Raw genomic sequence first — 26,469 nt, forward strand, 5'->3', positions numbered from 1 at the left:
CCTTAGCCCCTCCCTCCCAACACCAAACCGCTTCAGTGGCCGGAGTAGGTTAAGATGCCTGCAAACCAGGCCCGCCGCGAGACGCCCCGCATGACTGATACCACCCCCCGCCTGATCAAGAAGTACCCCAACCGCCGACTGTATGACACCCACACCAGCAGTCATTTGACGCTGGCGGACATACGCCAGTTGGTGGTCGACAAAATTGCCTTTCAGGTGGTCGATGCCAAGAGCGGCGAGGATCTGACCCGCAGCATCCTGCTGCAAGTGATTCTGGAAGCCGAAAGCGGCGGTGAGCCCATCTTCACCAGCGAAATGCTGATGGGGATTATCCAGTTCTACGGCCCTTATCAGGGCGTTCTCGGCAGCTATCTGGACAAGAGCATTCAGACCGTGATCGACATCCAGTCCCAGACCGGCGCACAGTCGTCCGAGGCCTGGAGCGACTTCATGCATCAGCAAGCCCCGGTCATGCAGGACCTGATGCGCCAATATGTCGACCAGTCGAAGGCGTTGTATCTCAATACCCAGAACCTGTTTGGCATGTTTAGCGGTAAACCCGGCACCGATAACGGGCCGAAAAAAAATGGCGATGGGGAATGAACCCATCGCCATTTGTGCCGCTTGCTTGACGTGACTTACTTGTTACCGCTGGTAGCCTTGGCGCTTGCTTCTGGAGCAGCTTTGGTAGCCGCGGCAGTTGCTGCGTCGAAACTGCTCTGAGCCACATCGGCAGCCTGTTTTACGGCTTTCTGTGCGCTTTCGAACACAGTACCGGCATTCGCCAGGCTCGACTTGAACGCTGCCACAACAGGCTCGGAGCCGGCTGGTGCATTCTTGCTGATGGCTTCAACGAACTCTTGCACCTGTTGGGTGCCTGCTTCGACCTGACCCGAGGTCAGTTTGGCGATGTCCGACTGAGTACCGACGATCAGTGCTTGAACCTGACGGTTGAATTCGGCCAGACGTTCGGTCTGTGCACTCGGCTGGGTGAAAGAAGCCTGCAGCTCGGCGAAACCTTGTGGATCGCGGACGGCCAGCAGCTTGCGAACACCTTCGAAGTGCTCTTCGGTGGAGTCGCGCAGTGCCTTGAACTGCAACTGGCTGAGCTGTTCAACGCTGGCGAAGACTTTGCCGCTGATTTGCTGCAAAAGATCGAGGTTGGCTTTCTGAGCGGTTTGCAGTTTTTCCGAATTGAAAAAAGACATGCTTGAATCTCCTGGTACTGGAAGGCCCTGATGGACCTGAGGACGCGATAGCGATCCGGCCAGTCATCGCGTTAGCCTTGATATTGCAGTGCACAAAACCATTTGGCAACGTCTATTTTTGTGCGCTGCAAAATAACCTTTGCTAAAGCCCTCCTTATTCGCTGTAAACTCCTGCTCATCGAACGGCCAGGCTAGCCCTCTTAAACTAAAGGGTCTGATAGGCCGGTTCCCATGTACAGCGTCAGGAGATCACGATGGCTCAGGAATTAAATATTGCGCTGCAAGATGAAGAGTTCTCCGAACCCGCCGGCTTGTTCGAACACCTGAATCATCTGCAACGCCTCAATACCCGTAACGTCCTCGACGCCGTGCAGAAGCGCCAGGCAAAAACCTTCGCGCCTTTAAGCCTTGGGCAACTCCGACAGCCAACACCTGCTGACTGGCAGGAATACTTCACGGACCTCGGCCAACGCAGCGTGTTGTTCTGGGATACCTTGCGTCAGCGCGGCGACAACACCCTGGCCCACGAACGTGCCGGGTATCCGCTGCTGCTCAAGTTCAATCATGAAACGCTGGTCGCCGGTGAAGACCTGCCCCGCCCGGTCAACTATTCGTTGTTGCAAGTCCTCGGCGGTCCGGGGCAACAAATCGACAGTAAAAAACAGCCGGTGATCATCATTGACCCCCGCGGCGGTCACGGCTCGGGAATCGGCGGGTTCAAACAGGATTCGGTCATCGGCGAAAGCCTGAGAGCCGGCCACCCCACCTACTTCATCTCCTTCAGTCATTCGCCCCGCCCGGGGCAAACCCTTGCCGATATCACAGAAGCCCAGGCGCGGTTCATCGAAGTCGTCAGCGCCCGACATCCCGACAGCACCAAACCCGTGGTAATCGGCAACTGCCAGGCGGGCTGGGCGTTAATGGGGCTCGCGGCCACCCGTCCGGAGCTACCGGGGCTGATCATCGTCAACGGTGCGCCGTTGTCGTACTGGGCCGGCATCAATGGCCGCAATCCGATGCGCTACACCGGCGGTTTGCTGGGCGGTGGCTGGATGGCGCGCCTCGGTAGCGACCTCGGCAATGACCGTTTCGACGGCACCTGGCTGGTCAGCAATTTCGAAAACCTGGACCCGGCCAACACCTGGTGGGGCAAGTACTACCACCTGTTCAGTGAAGTCGACAGCGAGGCCGCACGCTTTCTGGATTTCGAACGCTGGTGGGGCAGCCCGACCCTGCTCAATGGCGAAGAGATCGAGATGATTGTCGACGACCTGTTCATCGGCAATCGGCTGTCCGGTGGCCTGGGGCGCAAGAGCAGCGGGCTTGACCTCAAATTGATCGAAGTGCCGGTGGTGGTGTTCTGCTCGTATGGTGACAACATCACCTCCCCGCAGCAGGCACTGGACTGGATCACCGACGTCTATCCCAGCGATCTCGCGTTGCAAAATGCCGGACGCACCATCGTTTACCTGCGGCACGCGAGCATCGGTCACCTGGGCATCTTTGTGTCCGGCGAAGTGGCGCGGCGCGAACACCGTGAGTTGCTCGGTGCGGTCGATGCGATCAATGCGCTGTCAGCCGGGCTGTATGAAATGCTGATCGAAGACCTGCCGGAGAATTCGGCGACGCCGTATGCCGTGCGTTTCGAACGCCGGCGTATCGCCGACATCCATGGCCAGGTGCAGCCGCCTCGTGATGACGACCGCGAATTTGCGCTGGTCCAGCGCGCGTCCGATATCAACAACAGTGTGTACGACGAATTCATACGCCCGTGGTTGCGCCAGCTGATCAACGAACCGAGCGCCGAAATGCTGCGCCGGGCGCACCCTTTCCATCAGCAACAAGTGGCCTGGAGCAGTTTGAACCCGGCGCTGTGGTGGCTGGCAGGCAGTGCCGCTCAAGTGAGCAAGGATCGTCACCCCGCTAGCCAGAACAACCCGTTGCTGGTCTGGCAGGAACTGTTTTCCAACCAGGTGCAGGACGCCTTGAACGGCTATCGGGATCTGCGCGATGCGGCTCAGGAAATGTGTTTCTACGGCGTGTATGGCGTACTCAACAGCCTCACCGGCAATGCACCCGGGCGAAATCTTCAGGAACATGCCGAGCAGCACGACAAGGTTTTGATCGAGCGCTTGCAGGATGCCCTGCCCCTTGGCGGCCTGATGGAAGCCTTGATACGGATCCTGTTCCTGCTGGGCCGCGACAGCGACGAGCCGGGCAAGGAAAGCGTCGAAAAATTGATCCTGCAACTGCAAGTGCTGCTCCAGGACTACAGTGCCGAGCCGCTTGATTTGCGCGAAACCCTGCGCCTGCAAAAACTGCTGGTCGCCACCCATCCGCAAGAAAGCCTGCACAGCCTGCCCTTGATGCTTCCCGAGGTCGAAGAACGCCAGCAAGTGCTCGCGGCCGTCGCCAACTTGCTACCGGAACTGCTGACCAGCGGCGCAGACAACCTCTTCTGGCGTGAGCTGCACACGCTGCTTGACGTGCCGCTGCCAGGTTTCAGCCTGACTCAACCACCCGGTGAAGCCGATGCCATCGAAGAGAAAGTCCCGGCGGTAACCCCAGAGCCGATCAAGCCGCAAACTCCGGTCGTCGTGCGAGAGTCCGTCAAACAAAAGGCCGCGGTGGTCGTCGCTGAGCCGATTGCCCCGGTAGCGCCGACAAAAACGCGCAAACCCGCCAAGGGCAAAAAAGGCGCGAAGAAACCTTCTGCACCCTGATGAGCAACCTGTGTGGCGAGGGGATTTATCGAAACGTCGCACCGCCCCGTTCGGCTGCGAAGCAGTCGTAAAACCATTGTGTGCGGTGTACCTGATACACCGCGGTTTCCGATTTCGGGGCCGCTTCGCAGCCCAACGGGGCGGTGCGACGTTTCGATAAATCCCCTCGCCACACAGGACCGCGTCAGACCGACGCGGCTTCCTTGATTTCAAACGATTCATCGGCCCGATACTGGCCGGGCGTCATGCCAAACCAGCGGCTGCAGGCTTTGTTGAAACTGCTGTGATCATGAAAACCAAGGAGATACGCGACATGCTTCATGTTGAAGTGAGAATGGCGCAGGTAGAAATCGGCCAATTGCCGGCGCACATCGTTCTGCACGTCCTTGAATTGCGTCCCTTCCTTTTCCAGCGCGCGTTGTAGCGTGCGCTTGCTGATGTTCAATGCCGCCGCGATCGACTCCATGTCGCACTGTCCATGATCCTGACTCAAACGCTCGGTAATCAGCGCGCGAATTCTGCTGACAATGCAAAAACCAAACAGCAGGTCCAGTTGCGCCTCGGCAAAACTGTCATGCAGCACCGCCAACGCTTCATTGGCCATGTTCAACGGACGCATCAGTTCCTGACCGTCAAACACAATGCTGTCGTAAGGCGCGTCGAAATGCAGGTCGCAGCCAAACAGCCGACGATGCTCGGAGGTGTCTTCAGGTTCGGGATAGGTGAATCCCACGCTCAAGGGTTGCGGTGAGTTGCCGCCCGCCAGCTTACGGCAGAAGCCCAGTAATGAAGCCAGCCCTGCGTCGGTGTATTGGCGAGGTTTGACCGAACCCTGTTGTTGATGATCGAGCCCGGAAAGTCGGTAATTCTGCTGTTCCGATGTAAAGAAAAGGCTGAACCCGGTGCCGATCAACGGACTGAAACGGACCAGTCGTTCAAGGGCTTTTTTCAGATTCAGGCTGGACATCATGGTGTAGCCGACGATCTGAAAGCTGCCGGGGTGGAAACTTCCATAGGCCCTTAAGCCAATGTCCGGATCCCCCGAGGCCTGAGCGGCCAGATCCCATAGTCGATAGATAGCCCTTCGCTCGCAAAACGCTCCTGGTTCGTTCGCGAGATTAATGTCTAGTCCAGCCTCCCGACACAGACTGGCAACATCCAGTCCTTGAGCCGAGAGCGTATTTACCAGCACGCTGGCATAGCCTGAACTCATTCTATACATGGCGTCCTCAATGACCTGTGGAACCGAACATCCTGTCCGGAGCCATGACTGATCTACGGTACAGCAAATAGTAACTGGCGTTTTAAATTGAACTATTGATCCCAGTATAGGTACTCCTGACTTTTAACCACTATTTCAGACCAGTCGTCGCCTTGTAGCAGCTGCCGAGCCCGCGAGGCTGTGGTGAGGGGGCTCGGCAGCTGCTACAGATGAGCGTCGAGGCGACGACAGAAAGTTCAGTTTCATTTCGTGCATGGCACCGTTGGACACCAGACCGTCACCTCTCAACACTTCCGCACACCCCGCCAATGCCGAACAATCGCCCATCTTGCAGCGCAAAACACAAAAAGGTAGAGAGCTTATGAAGTCGCTTGGTCGTATTGCGTTGGTCACAGGTGGTATGGGTGGGATTGGCACTGCGATTAGCCAGCGCCTGTACAAGGAGGGATTCAAGGTCATCGTGGGCTGCAGCTCTGACTCCGCCCGCAAGAATGAGTGGATTGCCGGTCAACTGGCGGCGGGTTATCAATTCGAATGCATCTATGGCGACATCACCGATTGGGAATCAACGCGCAAAGCGTTCGAGATGGCACGTGAGCAATTCGGCCCGATCGATGTATTGGTCAACAACGCCGGCATCACGCGTGATGCGTCCTTTCGCAAGCTGACGCCCGAAGACTGGAACGCGGTCATCGGCACCAACCTGAGCGGCCTGTTCAACACCACCAAACAGGTGATTGAAGGGATGTTGGCCAAGGGTTGGGGACGGGTCATCAACATCTCCTCGATCAACGGTCAGCGCGGCCAGTTCGGCCAGACCAACTACAGCGCGGCCAAGGCCGGCATCCATGGCTTCACCATGGCACTGGCGCGGGAAGTGTCCGGCAAGGGCGTAACCGTCAACACCGTTTCCCCAGGCTACATCCAGACCAGCATGACCGCGGCCATCCGCCCGGACATTCTCGACACCATGATCGCGGCCACACCGGTCGGGCGTCTCGGCCAACCTGAAGAAATCGCTTCCATCGTGGCCTGGCTGGCTTCCGATGAATCAGCCTATAGCACCGGGGCCGACTTCTCGGTCAACGGCGGCATGAACATGCAATAGACCTGTCAGGGCATGGATGCCCTGCTTTCGCTCGACAAAATCTTAATGAGGTCACGCATGAACGAAGTCGTAATCGTTGCCGCTACTCGTACCGCCATTGGCAGTTTTCAAGGTGCCTTGTCCGCGATTCCAGCCACCGAGCTGGGCGCGGCGGTCATTCGCCGTTTGCTGGAAGAGACCGGTCTGGACGGCTCGCAGATCGATGAAGTGATCCTCGGCCAAGTACTCACCGCAGGCTCGGGGCAAAACCCGGCACGCCAGACGGCAATCAAGGCCGGCCTGCCCCATACCACCCCTGCCCTGACCCTGAACAAGGTCTGCGGCTCGGGCCTCAAGGCTGTCCAGCTGGCGGTCCAGGCCATCCGTTGCGGCGACGCCGAACTCATCATTGCCGGCGGTCAGGAAAACATGAGCCTGGCGCCATATGTGCTGCCCAAGGCCCGCACCGGTTTGCGTCTGGGTCATGCACAACTGCAAGACAGCGTGATTCAGGACGGTTTGTGGGACGCCTTCAACGACTACCACATGGGCATCACCGCCGAGAATCTGGCGAGTAAGTACGAACTGAGTCGCGAAGACCAGGATGCTTTCGCCGCGGCCTCGCAACAGAAAGCCGCTGCGGCCATCGAAGCGGGCTACTTCAAGCGCGAAATCACCCCGATCCTGATTCCTCAGCGCAAGGGTGAGCCGCTGGTCTTCGACACCGATGAACAGCCGCGTCCGGACAGCACACTGCAGGCGCTGGGCAACCTCAAACCCGCGTTCCAGAAAAACGGCAGCGTGACCGCCGGTAACTCGTCGACCCTCAACGACGGTGCCGCCGTACTGATGCTGGCCAGCGCCGCCAAGGCCCTGGCCCTCGGTTTGCCGGTTCTGGCACGCATCAAGGCTTACGCCAGCGCTGGCGTGGACCCGTCGATCATGGGCATCGGCCCGGTACCGGCCACCCGTTTGGCATTGACCAAAGCCGGCTGGAGCCTGGACGACCTCGACCTGATCGAAGCCAATGAAGCGTTCGCCGCGCAATCACTGGCAGTCGGCAAAGAACTGGGTTGGGACACCAGCAAAGTCAACGTCAACGGCGGCGCGATTGCCCTGGGTCATCCGATCGGTGCATCGGGTGCGCGGATTCTGGTGTCGCTGTTGCACGAGCTGATTCGTCGCGATGGCAAAAAAGGTTTGGCTACGTTGTGCATCGGTGGCGGCCAAGGCGTCAGCCTGGTCATCGAGCGCTAGAAACACAGGAGTGTTTGCTTAAGTTGCTGACGCGGCGCCGAAGTCCGGCGCCGCGGTTTTTTTTCTGCCCGGTTTACGTAAGTGGGCAAGGAGTTCCATGGACAATAACGCGCATACCTTCAACACCTTCTGGTCAGGCCAGGTTCCGTTCATTGCCTCCTTTGCAGTGCAACAACTACGACTCTGGGTCAGTAGCAATCCGTGGTTTACCGGCCAGGAATACAACGAGTGGTTTGACCTGCCGCGCGGCACCCTGGACAGCCTTCAATCGGATTACCAACAGCAATGGGGCGAACTCGGCCAGCAACTGCTGACCGGTCGCCCATTCAGCTTTGACGATCGACGTTTTTCCAGCGGCAACTGGAGCCAGCCACTGTTCGGCTCGCTCGCCGCGTTTTACCTGCTCAACGCAGGGTTTCTGCTGAAGCTGCTGGACAAGTTGGCGATCCCCGACAAAAAGCCGCGTCAGCGCCTGCTCTATCTGGTGGAACAAGCCATCGCCGCCGGCGCGCCGAGTAACTTTCTGGCCAGTAACCCCGATGCACTGCAACGGGTCGTCGATACCCAGGGAAGCAGCCTCCTCACCGGCCTGTTGCACCTGGCCAGCGACCTGCAAGAAGGCAAGATGCGCCAGTGCGACGCCGGCGCCTTCAAAGTCGGTGTTGACCTCGCCAACACCCCGGGCGAAGTGGTGTTCGAGAACGAACTTTTCCAGCTGATTCAGTATTACCCGCAAAGCGAAACCCAGTACCGGCGCCCGGTGTTTGTCGTGCCGCCGTCCATCAACAAGTACTACATTCTCGACCTGCGCCCGGACAATTCGATGGTTGCCCACCTGTTGAAACAAGGGCACCCAGTGTTTCTGATGTCGTGGCGTAACTTCGACCAGGAACACGCTGGCACCACCTGGGATGACCTGATCGAAACCGGCATCATCAAAGGCCTGCAAGTGACCCGTGAAATCAGCGGCGAGCAGCGGCCCAATTGCGTCGGCTTCTGCATCGGCGGCACCTTGTTGAGTTCGGCGCTAGCGGTCCTGGCGGCGCGTGGTGACCGCGAGATTGGCAGCGTGAGCCTGTTGACCACCTTCCTCGACTACCTCGATACCGGCCCCATCGACATCTTCGTCGACGAACAATTGGTGGCCTACCGCGAGCGCACCATCGGCGGCCTGGATGGCCCCATCGGCCTGTTCAAGGGCGAGGACATGGGCAATACCTTCTCGCTGCTGCGCCCCAACGACTTGTGGTGGAACTACAACGTCGACAAATACCTCAAGGGCCAGAAACCGATCCCCCTTGACCTGCTGTTCTGGAACAACGACAGCACCAACCTCCCCGGCCCGATGTATTGCTGGTATCTGCGCCACACCTATCTGCAGAACGACCTGAAATCCGGTGAGCTGGACTGTTGCGGGGTCAAGCTGGACCTGCGCGCCATCGATGCTCCGGCGTACATTCTCGCTACCCATGACGATCACATCGTGCCGTGGAGAAGCGCTTACGCCAGCACCGAGTTGCTCTCCGGGACCAAGCGTTTTGTGCTGGGCGCATCAGGGCATATCGCCGGGGTGATCAACCCGCCAGCCAAGGAAAAACGCCACTACTGGACCAACAACCGGGTCACCAAAAACCCGGAAACCTGGTTCAAGAACGCCCAGCAACATTCCGGTAGCTGGTGGAATGACTGGTTCGTCTGGCTGGCTGAACAGTCTGGCGAACGCCAGCCCTCGGTGCTGCATACCGGTAACGCCCAATACCCCGCCATTGAGTCGGCGCCGGGGCGTTACGTGATGCAGTGATCGACAACCCCGCGCGAAAAACGCGGGTGCTGTGGTAGTCCCTGTTGCAGCTGTCGAGCTTGCGAGGCTGCGTTCGGCTGCGAAGCAGTCGTAAGGTCAGAAAATGCGGTGAGTCAGACTTACCGCGTACTTAGGGTTTACGACTGCTGCGCAGCCGAACGGGGATAAATCCCCTCGCCACGGTGGATCTGTGACTACTCGGATGGGGCGAGTCGATCCAGTGCTCGGTTCAGCCAGCATGATTGAAAATGGCGGAAGGCAGCCGGAGTCGAACCTGCCCGGGAACGGATGCCGTCCCCAACCGGGTTTGAAGCCCGGCCGCGCCACCGGGCGCGATTGCCTTCCTTGAAGTCAGTGGTCGGTGCGTTGGGCCAAGGCATTGTCGAGGCGGATATGGCGCTTGTCGCCAAACCGTCGCGTCAGGCCGATCCGGTCGAAGTATTCGAGAATCTGGATGCTGCGCTTGCGACCCAGGCCCACCGCATCACGAAACGCCGTGACCTGAATCACCGGGTTTTGCGCGGCCAGTTGCACAAGCATAGCCGCCAATCGGCGGATCATCGTGTCGGTGTAGAACAGGTCACGGACGACTTGATGCACCAATCCCAGCCTCGCCATTTTGCACAGCAGCAAGCGCACGGCCGCCTCGTCATGGCCAAGGTCGCGCACCCACGGCGGATCAAATCCAGCCTGTTCGAACAACGGTTGCAAGTGTTGCCACAGGGCTTCGTCGTCTTCGCTCAAACGCACCTGATGATCGGGCAAATGCAGCCATGGTCCGCTGGTGGCGATGGCACCGCTGGCGAGTAATTCGTCGAGCAGACTGATGAACGTCGGACGGTCCAGCGCTGTGCCAGTGAACCGCCGCAGGCGATCCCGGTCCGGGCCCATTTGATCCGGTTCCAGTTGATGAAAACGTGCGAGGTGTTCCAGCAATGGCGCTTTCAGCGCTTCCCAGCGGGCCGCACTGAACAGCAATGGACCTTGGCGGGTGTCGATCAGGCGCACGTCATCGGGCAAAACCCACGTGTTGCGGGGGCGGTTGAACTGACGCTCCAGACGCTGGGGATCGAGCCCGGTGTCGCTGTTGGCCAGTAACGCCGGCAGGCTGTCTTCCAACTCATTGCGTGTGGCGAGGGCGTGTAGCTGCGCCAACCGTTCGGGACTGCGGCGTTGTCGGGTCGGTGCAAACGGGTCGAGCACCCGCGCGCCACCGAGGGTGCGTTGGGCGCTCTGGTCACGCAGGATCAAGGGATCGCCCTTCACCGCCTGCACCGGCGCATTCAGCAGCAGTTGCGCGAACATCCGCTCACCCGGCGTCAGGCTGGAGCCTTCCAGCAATGCCACCCGCCCGGTCACGTCCTGAGTCCCCATGTGAATGTGCACAGGTTGAAAGTGCTCGAAGGCTTTGGGTTCGCTGGCTAACAATTGCAGGTCGATATCCACTCGCTGGGTCGGCGCGTACAGCCACTCGGCCAACAACCAGTGCCCGCGATGAATCTGCTCCAGGGCCAATCGTTCGGCACTCAGGTTCAACGCCACTCGCTGTCCGGCCATTGCGACTTCGGCGGCCCGATTCTGCGCATGCAGGCCGCGCACACGCACGGGTTTGCCCTGCGGGCCGAGCATCAGCGTATCGCCCACCGCCACCAGACCGGACAACGCAGTGCCGGTCACCACGATGCCGACGCCGGCCACGCTGAAGGCACGATCAATCGCCAGGCGAAAACCGCCGGTGGTGCTGCGTTGAAGGACTTCACGTTGCGCCGCGAGCAAGGCCTGTCGCAGCGTCTCGACGCCCTCCCCGGTCACACTCGACAGCGCAATCTGCGGCGCGTTGGCATAGGGTCCCGGGGCCAGCAATGTCTGGATCTGCTCGCGAACGGCTTGCACTCTGGACGGTTCGACCCGGTCGCATTTGCTGATCGCCACCAGCGCCCGAGGGATTCCCAGCAGTTCAACGATGGCCAGGTGTTCGCGGGTCTGCGGCATGACGCCATCGTCGGCCGCGACCACCAGCAACACCAGATCAATGCCCTGAGCCCCAGCCAACATGTTGTGGGTGAAGCGCTCATGGCCGGGCACATCGATAAAACCGGTCAGGGGCGCTTGCGGTTCCAGCGCCGCGTAAAGGTAGCCGAGGTCGATGGTCATGCCGCGTTCACGCTCTTCCCGGCGACGGTCGCCGGCCTGGCCGGTCAGGGCCTGGAGCAAGGCTGTCTTGCCGTGGTCGATGTGCCCTGCGGTGCCAACGATCACTCTGCGGCTCCTGCAATTTGATCGAGTTGCGCCAGCCACGCCGGCTCATCGTCCAATTGCCGCAGATCCAGCCACAACGCATCGTCATCAATGCGCCCGAGCACCGGAATCGGCAACGCACGCAGGGCCGATTCCAGACCGTGCAGCTGCCGTCCGCGAAGACGTTTGGACGCATGCGGTCGCAGGCATAAAGCCGCACTTGGCAATCGCGCCACCGGTTGGCTGCCGCTGCCGATCATGCCCAGCGCCGGTATTGCGCTGACGCTCCAGCCATCGCCCAAGACTTTGGCCAGCGAAGGTTGCAAGCGCTCAGCCTGGGCCAGGATATCCGTCTGGGGTCGGGTGAGCAGGCGCAAACTCGGCAGCCGCTCGGCCAGCCGATCAGGATCGCGGTACAAGCCCAACACCGCTTCGAGGGCGGCCAGGGTCAGTTTGTCGACCCGCAAGGCGCGCTTGAGTGGATTCTTCTTGATCTTCGCGATCAGGTCTTTGCGGCCGACAATCAACCCGGCCTGGGGGCCACCCAGTAACTTGTCGCCACTGAAGGTGACGATGTCTGCGCCATCGATCAGCGCCTGGCGCACCGTCGGCTCGGCGGGCAAGCCCCAACGCGTCAGGTCCAGCAGGCTGCCGCTGCCGAGGTCTTCAAGCAATGGCAAACCGTGTTTATGCGCGAGTAGTGCCAACTCGGCGGTCGGCACCCGAGCGGTGAAGCCTTCGATGTTGTAGTTGCTCGCATGGACGCGCATCACCAAACCGCTACGGGGGCCGATGGCCCCCTCGTAATCGCGGGCATGGGTGCGATTGGTGGTGCCGACTTCGTGGAGCCTGACCCCGGCTCTCGCCATGATGTCGGGAATGCGGAAGGCGCCACCGATTTCGATCAATTCGCCCCGGGAAATGATGCCTTCCTTGCGTGCGCCCAGGCTGTTGAGCGTCAGCAACACCGCCGCGGCGTTGTTGTTGACCACCGTCACCGCCTCGGCGCCGGTCAGCTCGCGGATCAGGCCTTCGATCAGGTCATCACGGTCGCCGCGCTTGCCGCTGTGCAGGTCGAATTCCAGGTTAAGCGGATAACGGGCCGCCATCTGCACCGCTTCGATCGCTTCCTCCGGCAACAACGCTCGCCCCAGATTGGTGTGCAGCACCGTACCGGTGAGATTGAACACCCGGCGCACGTTGCTGCGATGCTGAGTGGCCAAGCGTTCACCCGCCCTGCCGGCTAACGCTTCGGGTGCGATTTCAATGGCGTCGAGTTGCCCTGAAAGGACCGGTTCACGCAAATCATCGAGCAATTGCCGCAGGCTGGCCAGCAGCGCATCACGCCCGTAACGCTCGGCCAATGGTTGGCAGGCGGGATGGCGCAGCAAACTGTCGATGGAGGGCAGCCGCAGGGTTGGGCTGGCGGATCTGGAAGACATCAGGCGCTCCCGCAAACGTTGACCGTCGCGCCTGAGTGTAGCCGCTCAGCTCAAAGGGATAGCTCAGTCACCACCGGGTGCCAGCAGAAGATTAGGCGCCGGACGCTGGTAGCCTTCCTGCTCCAGGCGCATGTCCAGCAGCAGGCTGGTCAGGTCCGTCGAGAGCGCTTCGGCCTCGGCGTCGTTTTCCAGGTAAAGCAGTTTCAGGTAGCTGCGGCAGCCGGGGCAGACCTCCGCGCGTATGGGTGCCTGATTGGCGGCATGGCGGTCGTCATCGAGGCTGACGTATTCAAGGCCTTTGCTTTGTTCGCAATACACGCATTTGACCCGCACCACATGCCATTCGCAGGCACACAACGAGCAGACCAGATAGCGCAAGCCATTGTATTTGCCGCGATGGCGAATCACGCCGGCCATGGCCGGCGAGCCACAGGCCGGGCACTGACTCAGACTGTCGCCGGGCTTCAGCGCAAGGTCCGGCGTGCTCAGCAACCAATGACTCCAGGCCACCTGCAACGCCGCGCCGAGAAACGGCACCACGGCGGCGGGCAACAAGGCGAACTGGCCGCTAACCAGCGCAATCGCCCAGGCCTTGAGTTGCCCGGCATTGGCACTGCCCAAGGTCGCCACGGCTTTTTCCACGGCAGGTCGCGGCGGTGGCTGGTAACGCTGCAACAGGGCTTCGAGGTACGGCAGCCAGTTGTCCTCGCGCACCAGACTGTCGGCGGCGAACGGTGGCAAGCCGTGTTGCTGGCACACCCGCAGGCGCTCGGCATCGGGCATCGCGGTGACGGGCGGATCGTCCATCAGACACTGCTGCACGTGGCACAGGCCCGTCACCAGCCGCAGGTAATCGGCCAGTGGATGCCCGTCGACCAGACGCTCCAGGCGCACTGCACGCAAGGTGAAAAGGTTTTTTGGTGGCAGGTAGAGAAACGGTGGAGAGCTCGCCGCCGCTTCGATCTCACCGGGCTCAAGAATCGTTGCCAAGGGGTTATCCTTTTTTGCTGATCGGCCGGTCGGGGTGCTCGTCGCGGGTCACTTCGCGGTACCACAGTTCATGGTGTTTCCTCGCCCAGGCGCGGCTGACCCAGCCATGCAGCATGGCGTTGACCGAGCCCTTGATCCAGATGCCGGCATAAATGTGCACGATGATGCTCAGCACCAGGATCAAACCCGCCACCGTATGCAGCAGCATGGCCCAGCGAATCGTGGTGATGCCGAAGTACGCGCTGAAGTACGCCCGCCAGATCACCAGCCCGCTGAACAGCAAGACCAGCATGCAGAACAGCAAGGTCCAGAACAGCAGCTTCTGTCCAGGGTTGTACTTGCCGATGGGCGGCACGCCCTCCTCCTCGTTCTTGATCACCCGCCCGACTCGCCTCAGCCACAAGCGGTCATTGGTGATAAAAAAGTTCGCCCGAAAGAATTGAATCACCAATCCCAGGAACAGCACGAACATCACCACGCCCATGAACGGATGCAGGATGCGCGTCCACGGCCCACCGCCAAACAGATTGCTGAGCCAGAACAGTGCCGGATGAAACAATGCCAGCCCCGATAGCGCCGCCGTGAAGAAAAAGATCGCCACCAGCCAGTGATTGGTGCGCTGGTTCGAGGTGTAGCGCAGGATCTGTCTGCGGATCATGGTCTGTCCTCCCCGCGCGGATCAAAGGTGTGTACCGACGGATCGACTTCATGCACTGCAGGATCGACAGTGGTCGGGAGTTCATCCTCCTCGACCAGTTGCGGCCCGACCCGCACGTAGTGGAAGAATCCGGCCAGCACCGCCAAACCCATGGCCAGCAATCCCAAGGGTTTGCTCACGCCTTTCCACAGGTCCACCAGCGGACTGATGGTCGGAGCGCTCGGCAGGCCGGCATACAACTTCGGCGTATCGGCGTGGTGCAACACGTACATCACGTGGGTGCCGCCGACACCTTCGGGGTCATACAGGCCAGCGTTGTCGAAGCCACGACTTTTGAGGTCGACGATGCGCTCCGCCGCATGTTCCTTCATGTCGTCCTTGGTGCCGAACACAATGGCGCCCGTCGGGCAGGTTTTGACGCAGGCCGGCTCCAGCCCCACCGCCACCCGGTCCGAGCACAACGTGCATTTGTAGGCCTTGTGATCCTTTTGCGAGATCCGCGGGATATTGAACGGGCAACCGGTGATGCAATACCCGCAACCGATGCAATGGTCCTGGTCGAAATCGACGATGCCATTGGCATGCTTGATGATCGCCCCCGGACTCGGGCACGCCGCCAGGCAACCGGGCTCGGCGCAGTGCATGCAGCCGTCCTTGCGGATCAGCCATTCCAGGTTGCCGGCATCGGTTTCATGCTCGGTGAAGCGCATCAGGGTCCAGGTTTCTGCGCTGAGGTCTTGAGGATTGTCATAGGTGCCGAGGTTGTGGCCGACCTCGTCGCGCAGCTCGTTCCATTCCGAGCAGGCGACCTGGCAAGCCTTGCAGCCAATGCACTTAGTGGTATCGATCAACTTGGCCACTTCCTCTTGATTGCGTACCGAGGACGGGACGGTCGTGGTGGCTGAACGGGCGATGATGTCTTGGCTGGCCATTTAGACTTTCTCCACGTTGACCAGGAATGACTTGGATTCCGGGGTCTGGGTGTTGCCATCGCCGAGGAACGGCACCAGGGTGTTGGTCAGGTAACCGTGGCGCGTGAGGCCGGTAAAACCCCAGTGCAGCGGGATACCGATCTGGTGCACCACCTGATTGTTGACCTGCAGCGGACGAATCCGCTTGGTCACCACCGCCACTGCTTCTATGTGCCCGCGCTTGCAACTGACACGGACCCGGTCGCCGGCCACGATGCCTTTCTCCTTGGCGAGCACTTCACCGATCTCGACGAACTGCTCGGGTTGGGAAATCGCGTTGAGCTTGCAATGCTTGCTCCAGAAGTGGAAATGCTCGGTCAGCCGATAGCTGGTCGCGGCATATGGATAGTCCTTGGCCACGCCTAAGGAATCCCAGACCGAATCGAAGATCCGCGCCGCCGGGTTGCTGGTGGCCTTCTTGTTTTCCGGGTGCAGCGGGTTGATGCCGATCGGCGTTTCGAACGGTTCATAGTGCTCGGGGAAAGGGCCTTCGTTCATCTTGTCGACCGCGAAGAACCGCGCCACGCCTTCGGGGTTCATGATGAACGGATTCATCCCGGCTTCCGGCGGCGAGTCGGCCTTGAAGTCCGGCACATCGGTGCCGCCCCAGACTTTGCCGTTCCACCACACCAAGCGTTTTTTCTCGTCCCACGGCTTGCCTTGTGGGTCGCACGAAGCGCGGTTGTAGAGAATCCGTCGGTTCGCCGGCCAGGCCCAGGCCCAGCCTTGATGTTGCTTCATACCGTACGGATCGCTGTTGTCACGCCGGGCCATCTGGTTGCCCGCCTCGGTCCAGCTGCCGCAGAAAATCCAGCAACCGGAAGCCGTACTGCCGTCGTCCTTGAGCTGGCCGAAACCGGCCAGTTGCGCGTTGCCCTTGATCGCCGCGCCGGTAGCGTCGGTGAAGTCGGCGGTGGCATAGCCGTTGATTTCCTTGGCCAGCTCCTCCGGCGAGGGCTCATCGGCGATCTTGTACGGCCAGGACAGTTTGAGAATCGGCTCGGCATAAGCGCCGCCGCTGGCCTGGTAACGCTGACGCAGACGGATAAACAGCTCGCTCATGATCCGCACATCAGTGCGCGCTTCGCCAGGGCCGTCGGCGCCTTTCCAGTGCCATTGCAGCCAGCGGCTGCTGTTGACCAGCGAGCCGTCTTCTTCGGCGAAACAGGTGGTGGGCAGGCGAATCACTTCGGTCTGGATGCCGGCGGTTTCAACGTCGTTATACGGCCCGACATTGCGCCAGAACTCCGAGGTTTCGGTGGACAGCGGGTCCATCACCACCAGCCACTTCAACTTGGCCAGCGCCGCCATCACCCGGTTTTTGTCAGGCAACGCGGCGATGGGGTTGAAGCCCTGGCACATGTAGCCATTGACCTTGCCCTGACCCATCAGGTCGAACACTTTGAGGATGTCGTAGTTGGGAATGTCCAGTTTCGGCAAATAGTCGTAAGCCCAGTTGTTCTCGACCGTGGCGTTGTCGCGGTACCAGGCTTTCATCAGGCTGACGTGGAATTTGCTGTAGTTCTGCCAGTAGGACAACTGCCCCGGACGCAACGGCATTTGCGTGCGCTTGGTGATGTAGGCGGTGTAATCCTGCTCGGCGTCGCCCGGCAGCGTCAGGTAACCCGGCAGCGAGTTGGACAAGAGGCCCAAGTCGGTCAGCCCCTGAATGTTGGAGTGCCCGCGCAAGGCATTGACGCCCCCGCCCGGCATGCCGACGTTGCCCAGCAGCAATTGCACCATGGCCGCGCTGCGAATGATCTGCGAACCGATCGAGTGCTGCGTCCAGCCCAGCGCGTAGAGAATCGTCATGGTCTTGCCCGGTTGCGAGCAAGTGGCGATCTCTTCCCAGATCTTCTGCATGGCATCCACCGGCATGCCGCAAATCTGGCTCGCCAGTTCGATGTTGTAGCGGCTGTAATGCTGCTTCATCAATTGATAGACGCAGTGCGGGTCTTGCAGGGTCGGGTCGACCTTGACGAAGCCGTCATCACCGAGTTCATAACCCCAGCCGGACTTGTCCGTGTAGCTGCGTTTGGCCGCGTCGTAGCCGCTGAAGATTCCGTCCTCGAAGCCATAACCGGCTTTGACGATGAACGACACGTCGGTGTAATTGCGCACGTACTCGTGCTGGATTTTGTCCTCAGTCAGCAGGTAGTTGATCAGCCCGCCCATGAAAGCGATGTCGGTGCCGGTGCGAATCGGCGCGTAATAGTCGGCCACCGAGGCGGTCCGGGTAAAACGCGGATCGACCACGATCAAGCGAGCCTTGTTGTGCGCCTTGGCTTCGGTCACCCATTTGAAGCCGCACGGGTGCGCTTCTGCTGCGTTGCCGCCCATCACCAGGATCAGATTCGCGTTACCGATATCGGTCCAGGTATTGGTCATGGCACCACGGCCGTACGTCGGGGCAAGACTTGCCACCGTCGGGCCGTGTCAGACACGCGCTTGGTTATCGAACGCCAGCATGCCGAGGCTGCGAATGACCTTGTGGGTGATGTAGCCCGCTTCGTTGGACGCCGCCGAGGCCGCGAGGAACCCGGTGGTCAGCCAGCGGTTCACCGTTTGGCCCTTTTCATTCTTCTCGATGAAGTTGGCGTCGCGGTCGGCCTTCATCAGGTCGGCGACGCGATCCAGTGCTTCATCCCAGGAGATATGCGTCCACTCGGTGGTGCCGGGTTTACGCACCTGTGGGTATTGCAGTCGGCCGGGGCTGTGAATGAAGTCCAGCAGGCCGGCGCCTTTGGGGCACAGGGTGCCGCGGTTGACCGGGTGGTCGGCATCGCCTTCGATGTGGATGATGTTTTGCGCGACGTTCTTGGCAGCATCGCCCTGGCTGTACATGATCACGCCGCAGCCGACCGAGCAGTACGGGCAGGTGTTGCGGGTTTCATGGGTGTGGGCAAGCTTGAAGTGACGCACTTGCTCGGCGAAGGCAGTCGCGGGGGCCATGCCCAGCGCGCCGAGGCTCGAGCCTGCAAGGCCGATACCAGCGACCTTGAAGAACTGACGACGGTTGAGGTCCATCGTGCACTCCTGTCAGGTGGAGACCCGGTATTTTTGCCGGGTTTTTCTGGGCAATCATGGTTGCGGCAGTCTGGCTGCCGACACTTGAAACTGTAGACAATGTTAGAACTGACTGTGTGAAAACCGACCATCGGGCAATACCGGGGCGTCAGCCATCACACACAACCTGTGGGAGCGAGCCTGTGTGGCGAGGGGATTTATCCCCGTTCGGCTGCGAAGCAGTCGTAAAACCATCGTGTGCGGTGTACTTGGCACACCGCGGTTTCGATTTCGGGGCCGCTTCGCAGCCCAACGGGGATAAATCCCCTCGCCACACAGGCTCGCTCCCACAGGGGCTTGGCGTTTATCATTGCCCCACGTTCAACCACGCTTTTTATGAGACTGAGCATGACTTTCGATTTTGATCAGGTGTTCGACCGCCACAACACCGGCAGTACCAAATGGAGCCGTTACCCGGCCGACGTGTTGCCGATGTGGGTGGCCGACATGGACTTCTCCGCACCGCCGGTGATCCTCCAGGCCCTGCAAAAGCGTCTGGAACACCCGATGCTCGGCTACAGCGTGGCCCAGGATGACTTGCGCGATGCCATCGTCGCCGACCTCTGGAACAAGTACGCCTGGCGCGTATTGCCTGATGAATTGATTTTCCTGCCAGGCGTGGAGTCGGGTTTCAACATGGCGCTGAATGCGCTGGTCCAGCCGCAGCAGAACGTTGTGGTCCAGGTTCCGAACTACCCGCCGCTGCGTCATGCGCCGGGTCACTGGGGTTTGAACAAGGTTGAACTCGAATTCGACGCGTTGGCGGACGGCACATACGCCACGCCACTCGATGCCCTGAATCAGGCGCTGTCCGGTGGCGGTGCGCTGCTGCTGAGCAACCCGCACAACCCGGTGGGCAAAGTCTTCCCTCGAGAAGAACTGCAAGCGGTCGCCGACATCTGCCTGGAGCAGGACGCCTGGATCATTTCTGACGAGATACATGCCGAGCTGTGTTTCGACGGGCGCGTGCACATTCCAACGGCTTCCCTGAGCCCGGAAATCGCCAAGCGCACCATCACGCTGATGTCGGCGAGCAAGGCCTACAACATTGCCGGTCTGAAAACCTCGTTCATGATTATTCAGGACTCGGCGTTGCGTGCGCGGGTCAACCACGCCCGCTGCGGCATGGTCGACAGCGTCAACCCGTTGGGCATGGAAGCGACGCGCGTCGCCTACAGCGAAGGCGGCCCTTGGCTGGCCGGGTTGAAGGCGTATCTGCAAAGCAATCGGGATTATCTGGTGGAAGCAGTCAACACGCGACTGCCGGGTGTGACCATGAATATCCCGCAAGGCACCTATCTGGCGTGGCTCGATTGCTCGGCGCTGGGACTGGATAACCCTCAGCAGTTCTTCCTTGAGCAAGCCAAGGTCGGGTTGAGCCCTGGTGTGGATTTCGGCGATGACAGCAAACAGTTCGTGCGCCTGAATTTCGGCTGCCCACGGGCATTGCTGGAAGAAGGCATTGCGCGGATGGAGCGCAGTTTGCTCAATCACAACGCCTGACAAAACCTCACCAACACCACAAATCCCTGTGGGAGTGGCGGTGCGGCGATCCGACTTGCCCGCGAAGAGGCCGTCACATTCAACATCAATGGTGACTGACACACCGCCTTCGCGGGCAAGTCGGATCGCCGCACCGCCGCTCCCACAGGGTAATCTGTTTGGTTTGAGAGATTCGACAGCCTCTGAAATCCAACCGAACTCAAGGCAAAACACCAGGGTCAACCCTTTGACTCTTCTGCCTTGCGAACGGAGATTTCCCAATGACTGCCTATCCCAAACCACCCTTCCCGAAACAGGCCCAGCCCGTCCCCGGCTCCCAAAAGAAAATGGACCCGTACCCCGACTGTGGCGAACAAAGCTACAAGGGCTCAGGCCGACTGGACGGCAAGATCGCCCTGATCACCGGCGCCGACAGTGGCATCGGTCGCGCCGTGGCGATCGCCTTCGCCCGTGAAGGCGCGGATGTCGCCGTCGCCTACCTCAATGAACATGAAGACGCACAGGAAACCGCACGCTGGGTTGAACAGGCCGGCCGGCAGTGCCTGTTGCTGCCCGGTGACCTCGCACAGAAAGCACACTGCCAAGCCCTCGTGGACAAAACGGTCGAACGCTTCGGCCGGATCGATGTGCTGGTCAACAACGCCGCGTTCCAGATGACCCACGAACACTTCGAGGACATCCCGGACGAAGAATGGGTGATGACCTTCGACGTCAACATCACCGCCATTTTCAGGCTCTGTCAGGCCGCGTTGAAGCACATGAAACCCGGCAGTTCGATCATCAACACCAGCTCGGTCAATTCAGACATGCCCAAACCCACCCTCCTGCCTTACGCCACGACCAAGGGTGCGATAGCCAACTTCACCGCTGGCCTGGGGCAAATGCTGGGGCCGAAAAACATTCGGGTGAACTGCGTGGCACCGGGGCCGATCTGGACGCCGCTGATTGTCTCGACCATGCCCGATGAAGAAGTGCAGAACTTTGGTGGGCAGACGCCGCTCGGCCGGCCGGGTCAACCGGTGGAAGTGGCGCCGATTTATGTGTTGCTGGCCTCGGATGAGGCCAGTTACATCACGGGTCAGCGGTATGGAATTACCGGCGGTAAGCCGATGCTTTGAGCCGGGCCTGCAGCCGCTGCCGAAGGCTGCATTCGGCAGCGGCTCGAGAGAACCAGCAAGGCTCACTCACAGCGTTGACGCCGATTTTTGTCGTTTAAAGCACCACGCTTCCTATCGACCTAAAATCGACCGTCCGTCTGAATTCACCCTCTACCTGTCAAATATGACAGTAGTCAGCCTTCTCCTCCCGGTGTTTGATGTTCCGACGCGGACGCTCCCGGCGTCATGACCTCGGAGGTACCTCATGGCAAATGCTCAAGACAATCCCGGTGTGTTAGTGCTTTACCCTCTGCGCTTTATCAGCGCCAATTACCCGGTGATCAGTGCCCCTCTGCCGCCCGCCAACGTGCCGGTCGGGGGACTGGCCCATTCCGCGTTCATCCAGGTGCTCAGGCGTGACGGCAGCCGGGAGGGGGCGACCGAGGTACAGGTCGATCCCCCGAGCGGCGGGGAATATCAGTCCATCGCGCTGTACATGACAACCCTCGATGATCCGCGACCGCTGCTGATCGAGCGAAAACCCGTTGCCCCCGACGCCCAAGACAAACCCACCGTGTTCAATGTGTTCCAGTCGTTGTTTGTCGAGCGCGTGAACATTTTTTTCTATGTGGTCAAGCGCAACAGCGGCAATGACGAGCCCTCAAGGGAGTCGTGGGCGCTGTACCATCACGAGCTCCCTGGCGGCAATGATGTCCCGGGCACCGGGGCTCATCCCTATCTGATGCTCAGCCTGCCACCTGAACTGGGTAACCCTCCGCGGATCGGCAAAGAGGAGGCGGCCAAGGGCGTCCCCCTGACCGTGTCTTATCCCCACGGCCAGCCTTACGACACCATCCTGCTGATGCTCAACGGCAAGCGTTTTCCGTTCACCCTGCAACCGGGCGAGGAGAACCAACCGCATGTGATTCTCCTGACCCGGGAGCTGTTTGAGCAGGCCGGTAACAACCCCGCCTTCGAGATCCGCTACACCGTGATCTCTCAGGTGAACAACCCGACGCATAAAAGGCGCGAATCGCGCGTCATCGTGGCTGACGTTGACCTGGCGCATACGACGCTCGACGCCCCGATCCTGCGTGAAGATCTCGATGACAGCGAAGATGACCCCGGCCTCATTGATCGCAACAAGCTCAAGGGCGGGCCTTTGTGGGTGGTTGTCCTGCCACGCGCACCGACCTATCAGGCAGGGGACACCGTCCAGGCGATCTATCGCTCGACCCCGCCCGACCTCGCGTTCCCGACGCAAGGCATCGTCGAAAAGGATGGGTTCGGCCAGTTCAAACCCTGCCTTATGCCAGTCCCCAATGACCGGGTCATTAGCGGTAGCCAGGTGCGGGTGGCTTTTGAGCTGGTGCGCAATGGCCAGGTGGTGGGACGTTCGAAAGAGGCGATGGCGCAGGTGGGGACGGCCCTGAACCTGCCCGCACCGAGTGTGAAAGAAGCCGTCGGCAACAACCTGAACCCGATTGCCGCCAAGGACACCCTGACCGTGGTCGTGCCGCAAGGCGGGCTACAACCCACCGACCTGTTGAGCGTCACCTGGACCGGTACCGCCGGCGCCGGCTCGCACCCCACCACCCCGGCCCCGATCAGCAGCATCGGTCTTGAGATCCCGATCCCGGTGTCGGTGATTGCCTTTAACCTCGGCAAGCCAGTCACGGTCACCTACACCGTGACCCGGGGGACGAGTACGCCGCAAGACTCACTGCCCTTCACCCTGAACGTGCTGACCCTGCCGATCAGTGCGCTGCCGAAGCCCAAGATCCTGCAAGCCGACAACGACGGTGACGGCCCGGGGCTGAACCTGACCAACCTGACCGCCGGTGCGACGATCCGTCTTCCGAGCTGGCCGCACATCGCCGCGGGCCAAAAGGTGTGGTTAAGCCTCAAAGGTAAAAAGGCCAATGGCGATGCGCATGATCGCGTGGTGTTCACCCAACCTTCATCGGCAGGCGTTGGCCCCTCGTGGGTGACCACCGGCTATTACGATGCCTCCGCACCTTACAGCTACCTCAAGGACCTGGGGGATGCTTCGACCCTGACGGTGGAGTTCAAGGCTTCGCTGAACCAGGGCCAGACCGCGGGTGATGCTGTCAGCTTCCCGGTGCGTACCTATACCGTCAGAGCGGTGGCCTTGATTGCACCGACCATCGACTCGGCGAAAGATTCCAAAGGGGTTGATATTCCGCAGGGCGGCATCACGGTTGATACCTCGGTGACCCTGACCGGTACCGCCAGCAAAGGTCTGAAGGTCGAAGTATTCGACGGCACCGTCCCCAAAGGCCAGCCGACGGCTGACCCGACCACCGGGATCTGGACGCTGACTGTCTCGGCCCTGAGCGTGGCGGCTCATAGTTTCACCGTCAAAGCGTTGTATGGCAGTGGCGCCGTGTCAGCGGCGCGGACTTTTACCGTCACGTCAGTCGTGGCGCCCACTATCAGCTCGGTGAAAGGCTCCCCAAGCGGGGTCGAAATTCCTAATGGCACCCCTACCGTGGAAACCGCGGTCACCCTGACCGGTAGCGCCAGCAAAGGGCAGAAGGTCGATGTGCTCGACGGCGCCCTCTCCAAAGGCCAGCCGACGGCTGACCCGACCACCGGGATCTGGACGCTGCTCGTCTCGGGCCTGAGCGTGACGGCTCACAGCTTCACCGCCAAAGCCCTGTATGGCGCGGGCCAGACATCAGCACCCCGGTCGTTCACGGTGATAAAGGTGATGTTTGATGAGTTTATTAAATTTGATAACTACAATTTGAATGGATGGAACTTGCTTCATGCAGATATTGTATTTGAAGGTGCGGAATTTTTCGCCAAAGCGCGTCCTCATCAGAGTTCGGCGATAAATATGTACAAAAATCTCAATATGCCTGCAGGCACGTACGAGCTTAGTTTCATTTATAAAAGTGCTGTGGCTGCAAAAGCCAATTTACGCGATAGTGAAAGCCAATTTTATTACATCGATAACGATCTCGCAGCAACTAATGTATGGAAGGCGGAAAAGGCGGTTTTTTATGCTCCTCAAAAATTAACATTGGTCTTTTTTATTATAAATTTTGCAACTGCAAATTTGATGCTGGATAATCTCCGTATAAGGCAGCTATCTTGATCTTAAAATTAGCTTTAGGTTACTTACCACCAAGAGCGGAATTCAGGAGTGGACGATGATAACCAAGAAACAAAGATTAACAGTGTTTCAGATTACGTAACTGGAAAAGAGGATGCCACCCAGCGCTAGATAATCACGATCGCTGAGAAAGCGACTGACTAGTCAGGTCGAGTTAAAAAGCACATCAAAATAAAACACGGCCTTCGCTGGCCGTTAATGAGATGGTCGCACCACACCCTGCGAGGATTACGCTTTCGCAGGGTGTTTGTTCCCAGGGAAAATCGGGGGCAGTCTAAGTTTTCTCCGATTTTGACTAGGCTTCAAGTGCCATGAATTAGCAAAGCACAAGAAGTCGAAAGAATGCAGCGTATTGAGTTTCGAAAAGTACAAAAAGGTGACAGATCTAATTATGATCGAGTGAACACGCCAGCGGAATAACGAGGGTATAATCCCAAAATAGCCCACCGCGTTCAGCGCTCCGCGCAAGACACTGCGCGACCAAATTCAGCAGCCGCAAATCTGGGGACAGACGAAATCCGGGGACAGACCACGATATTAATTGTGGTCTGTCGCTTCATGCGCGGAAGGCGCAGCAGGTATCAACCCAAAAAAACGGGCGCCCCCTGAGGTCGCCCGTTTTTGTTTATGACGCCATCTGCGCCCGCAACCGTCGCCCAACCACGTCCATCAAATCGAGGAAAATCCGGGGACACGTTTTCTCCGATTTTGGCTAGGCTTCAAGTGCCATGAACTGGAAAAAGGAATTTCCATATGCCGCGTAGAGCTCGTTTAGTGATGCCAGGAATCCCTCTGCATCTGATTCAGCGAGGGAATAACCGCTCGGCCTGTTTCTACTCGCAAGAGGATTACCTCTTTTACCTGGTGCACTTGGCCGAGCAGGCAAGAAAGCAGGCCTGTGAGATCCATGCGTGGTGCCTGATGACCAACCATGTCCATCTGCTATTGACGCCAAGTCATCCTGCAGGAGCAAGCTTGCTGATGAAGGGGCTTGGTCAACGCTATGTCCAATACGTCAATCGCACCTATCAGAGAACCGGAACCCTGTGGGAAGGCCGTTTCCGTTCCTGCCTGGTGCAGGAGGACAGTTACGTATTAGCCTGCTATCGCTATATCGAGATGAACCCGGTCAGGGCGGGGATCGTGGAGCATCCAGCCGAGTATCGTTGGACGAGTTATCGAGCTAATGCGCAGGGAGAAGAGTCAAGGTTTATCACACCTCATGCGCAATACAACGCGTTGGGTGAGGCGGCGTTACCGCGGACGACGTCGTATCGAGAGCTTTTCAAAAGTCAACTCGATCCAGGTTTGGTGGATCAGATCCGATCGTCTACTAACGGTAATTACATACTTGGTGAATCCAGATTTGAGTCGGAGGTTGAAGGTGCGCTGGGGCGACGGGTAAGAAGAGGCAAGCCGGGACGGCCGAAGAAAGCGACTGATTTCGACGTTGAGTCTTTGCTTTAGAAAACGTGGTCCCCAGGTTCTCCGGCTAATGGGTGTCCCTGGATTTTCTCTGAGGAATGCGGGCGCAGATGGCGTGATCAACCAAAACGGGCGACCTCAGGGGGGCGCCCGTTTTTTTTGGGTTGATACCTGCTGCGCCTTCGGGGCATGAAGCGACAGACCACGATTAGTATCGTGGTCTGTCCCGGGATTTCTCCCTGTCAGGCCGCGTTGAAGCACATGAAACCCGGCAGTTCGATCATCAACACCAGCTCGGTCAATTCAGACATGCCCAAACCCACCCTCCTGCCTTACGCCACGACCAAGGGTGCGATAGCCAACTTCACCGCTGGCCTGGGGCAAATGCTGGGGCCGAAAAACATTCGGGTGAACTGCGTGGCACCGGGGCCGATCTGGACGCCGCTGATTGTTTCGACCATGCCCGATGAAGAAGTGCAGAACTTTGGTAGGCAAACGCCGCTCGGACGGCCGGGTCAACCGGTGGAAGTGGCGCCGATTTATGTGTTGCTGGCCTCGGATGAGGCCAGTTACATCACCGGCCAGCGCTATGGAATTACCGGCGGTAAGCCGATGCTTTGAGCCGGGCCTGCAGCCGCT

General features: G+C 59.6%; 18 protein-coding genes and 1 tRNA gene. 10 read left to right on the forward strand and 9 right to left on the reverse strand.

From position 1 onward, the window contains the following. Positions 1–54: 54 nt before the first annotated feature. Positions 55–603: a polyhydroxyalkanoate synthesis repressor PhaR gene (gene phaR, locus ACA059_RS15635; RefSeq protein ID WP_347805055.1), complete on the forward strand. Its 549-nt coding sequence runs from the start codon at positions 55–57 to the stop codon at positions 601–603. A 35-nt stretch (positions 604–638) separates the two neighbouring features. Here phaR and phaP read toward each other — a convergent pair whose 3' ends face one another. After that, a complete protein-coding gene (gene phaP, locus ACA059_RS15640; RefSeq protein ID WP_056742252.1) occupies positions 639–1,208 on the reverse strand; it encodes a TIGR01841 family phasin in 570 nt (189 codons plus the stop codon). A gap of 254 nt (positions 1,209–1,462) precedes the next feature. Between phaP and ACA059_RS15645 the strand changes: the two genes are divergently transcribed. After that, positions 1,463–3,931, forward strand: a complete 2,469-nt coding sequence (locus ACA059_RS15645; protein WP_497629980.1) for a DUF3141 domain-containing protein — start codon at positions 1,463–1,465, stop codon at positions 3,929–3,931. Positions 3,932–4,115: 184 nt separating this feature from the next. Here the strand turns inward: ACA059_RS15645 and ACA059_RS15650 are convergent, their stop codons facing one another. Further along, positions 4,116–5,153, reverse strand: coding sequence for an AraC family transcriptional regulator (locus tag ACA059_RS15650; RefSeq protein ID WP_497629981.1), 1,038 nt, complete (start codon positions 5,151–5,153; stop codon positions 4,116–4,118). Between the two features lie 361 nt (positions 5,154–5,514). Here ACA059_RS15650 and phbB point away from each other — a divergent pair, with 361 nt between their 5' ends. The 3 genes from phbB (at position 5,515) to phaC (ending at position 9,298) form a co-directional block, all read left to right on the forward strand. After that, positions 5,515–6,261 (forward strand): acetoacetyl-CoA reductase, encoded by a 747-nt coding sequence (phbB, locus tag ACA059_RS15655; RefSeq protein ID WP_497629982.1) that lies wholly within the window; start codon positions 5,515–5,517, stop codon positions 6,259–6,261. Between the two features lie 57 nt (positions 6,262–6,318). After that, positions 6,319–7,497, forward strand: coding sequence for an acetyl-CoA C-acetyltransferase (locus ACA059_RS15660; protein ID WP_497629983.1), 1,179 nt, complete (start codon positions 6,319–6,321; stop codon positions 7,495–7,497). Positions 7,498–7,594: 97 nt separating this feature from the next. Then, on the forward strand, positions 7,595–9,298 hold the full coding sequence (gene phaC / locus ACA059_RS15665) for a class I poly(R)-hydroxyalkanoic acid synthase (RefSeq protein WP_497629984.1): 1,704 nt from the start codon (positions 7,595–7,597) through the stop codon (positions 9,296–9,298). Positions 9,299–9,547: 249 nt separating this feature from the next. Here phaC and ACA059_RS15670 read toward each other — a convergent pair. The 7 genes from ACA059_RS15670 to fdnG all read right to left on the reverse strand — a co-directional run bounded on the left by ACA059_RS15670 (position 9,548) and on the right by fdnG (position 18,624). Beyond that, positions 9,548–9,643, reverse strand: a tRNA-Sec gene (locus ACA059_RS15670). Positions 9,644–9,649: 6 nt separating this feature from the next. After that, entirely contained in the window at positions 9,650–11,557 is a 1,908-nt protein-coding gene (gene selB / locus ACA059_RS15675; RefSeq protein WP_497629985.1) for a selenocysteine-specific translation elongation factor, read from the reverse strand. Continuing rightward, complete coding sequence (gene selA / locus ACA059_RS15680; RefSeq protein ID WP_497629986.1) at positions 11,554–12,978, reverse strand: L-seryl-tRNA(Sec) selenium transferase; 1,425 nt, start codon at positions 12,976–12,978, stop codon at positions 11,554–11,556. The genes selB and selA overlap by 4 nt, the downstream gene beginning before the upstream one ends. 63 nt (positions 12,979–13,041) lie before the next feature. Then, entirely contained in the window at positions 13,042–13,968 is a 927-nt protein-coding gene (gene fdhE, locus ACA059_RS15685) for a formate dehydrogenase accessory protein FdhE (RefSeq protein WP_497629987.1), read from the reverse strand. A 4-nt stretch (positions 13,969–13,972) separates the two neighbouring features. After that, complete coding sequence (locus ACA059_RS15690) at positions 13,973–14,626, reverse strand: formate dehydrogenase subunit gamma (protein ID WP_497629988.1); 654 nt, start codon at positions 14,624–14,626, stop codon at positions 13,973–13,975. Next, on the reverse strand, positions 14,623–15,558 hold the full coding sequence (gene fdxH / locus ACA059_RS15695; RefSeq protein ID WP_497629989.1) for a formate dehydrogenase subunit beta: 936 nt from the start codon (positions 15,556–15,558) through the stop codon (positions 14,623–14,625). Before fdxH ends, ACA059_RS15690 begins: the two co-directional genes overlap by 4 nt. Continuing rightward, positions 15,559–18,624, reverse strand: coding sequence for a formate dehydrogenase-N subunit alpha (fdnG, locus tag ACA059_RS15700; protein ID WP_497629990.1), 3,066 nt, complete (start codon positions 18,622–18,624; stop codon positions 15,559–15,561). It abuts the gene before it with no gap. 387 nt (positions 18,625–19,011) lie between these two features. Between fdnG and ACA059_RS15705 the strand changes: the two genes are divergently transcribed. The 5 genes from ACA059_RS15705 to ACA059_RS15725 all read left to right on the forward strand — a co-directional run bounded on the left by ACA059_RS15705 (position 19,012) and on the right by ACA059_RS15725 (position 26,451). Next, a complete protein-coding gene (locus ACA059_RS15705; protein WP_497629991.1) occupies positions 19,012–20,166 on the forward strand; it encodes a MalY/PatB family protein in 1,155 nt (384 codons plus the stop codon). Positions 20,167–20,426: 260 nt separating this feature from the next. Continuing rightward, on the forward strand, positions 20,427–21,284 hold the full coding sequence (locus ACA059_RS15710; RefSeq protein ID WP_497629993.1) for an SDR family oxidoreductase: 858 nt from the start codon (positions 20,427–20,429) through the stop codon (positions 21,282–21,284). Positions 21,285–21,528: 244 nt separating this feature from the next. Then, positions 21,529–24,387, forward strand: coding sequence for an Ig-like domain-containing protein (locus ACA059_RS15715; protein ID WP_497629994.1), 2,859 nt, complete (start codon positions 21,529–21,531; stop codon positions 24,385–24,387). Positions 24,388–25,158: 771 nt separating this feature from the next. Next, on the forward strand, positions 25,159–25,872 hold the full coding sequence (locus ACA059_RS15720) for a transposase (protein ID WP_497629995.1): 714 nt from the start codon (positions 25,159–25,161) through the stop codon (positions 25,870–25,872). Between the two features lie 147 nt (positions 25,873–26,019). After that, complete coding sequence (locus tag ACA059_RS15725) at positions 26,020–26,451, forward strand: SDR family oxidoreductase (protein ID WP_497629996.1); 432 nt, start codon at positions 26,020–26,022, stop codon at positions 26,449–26,451. The last annotated feature ends 18 nt before the right edge of the window (positions 26,452–26,469 follow it).

The sequence above is a fragment of the Pseudomonas sp. LBUM1647 genome, assembly GCF_059716175.1.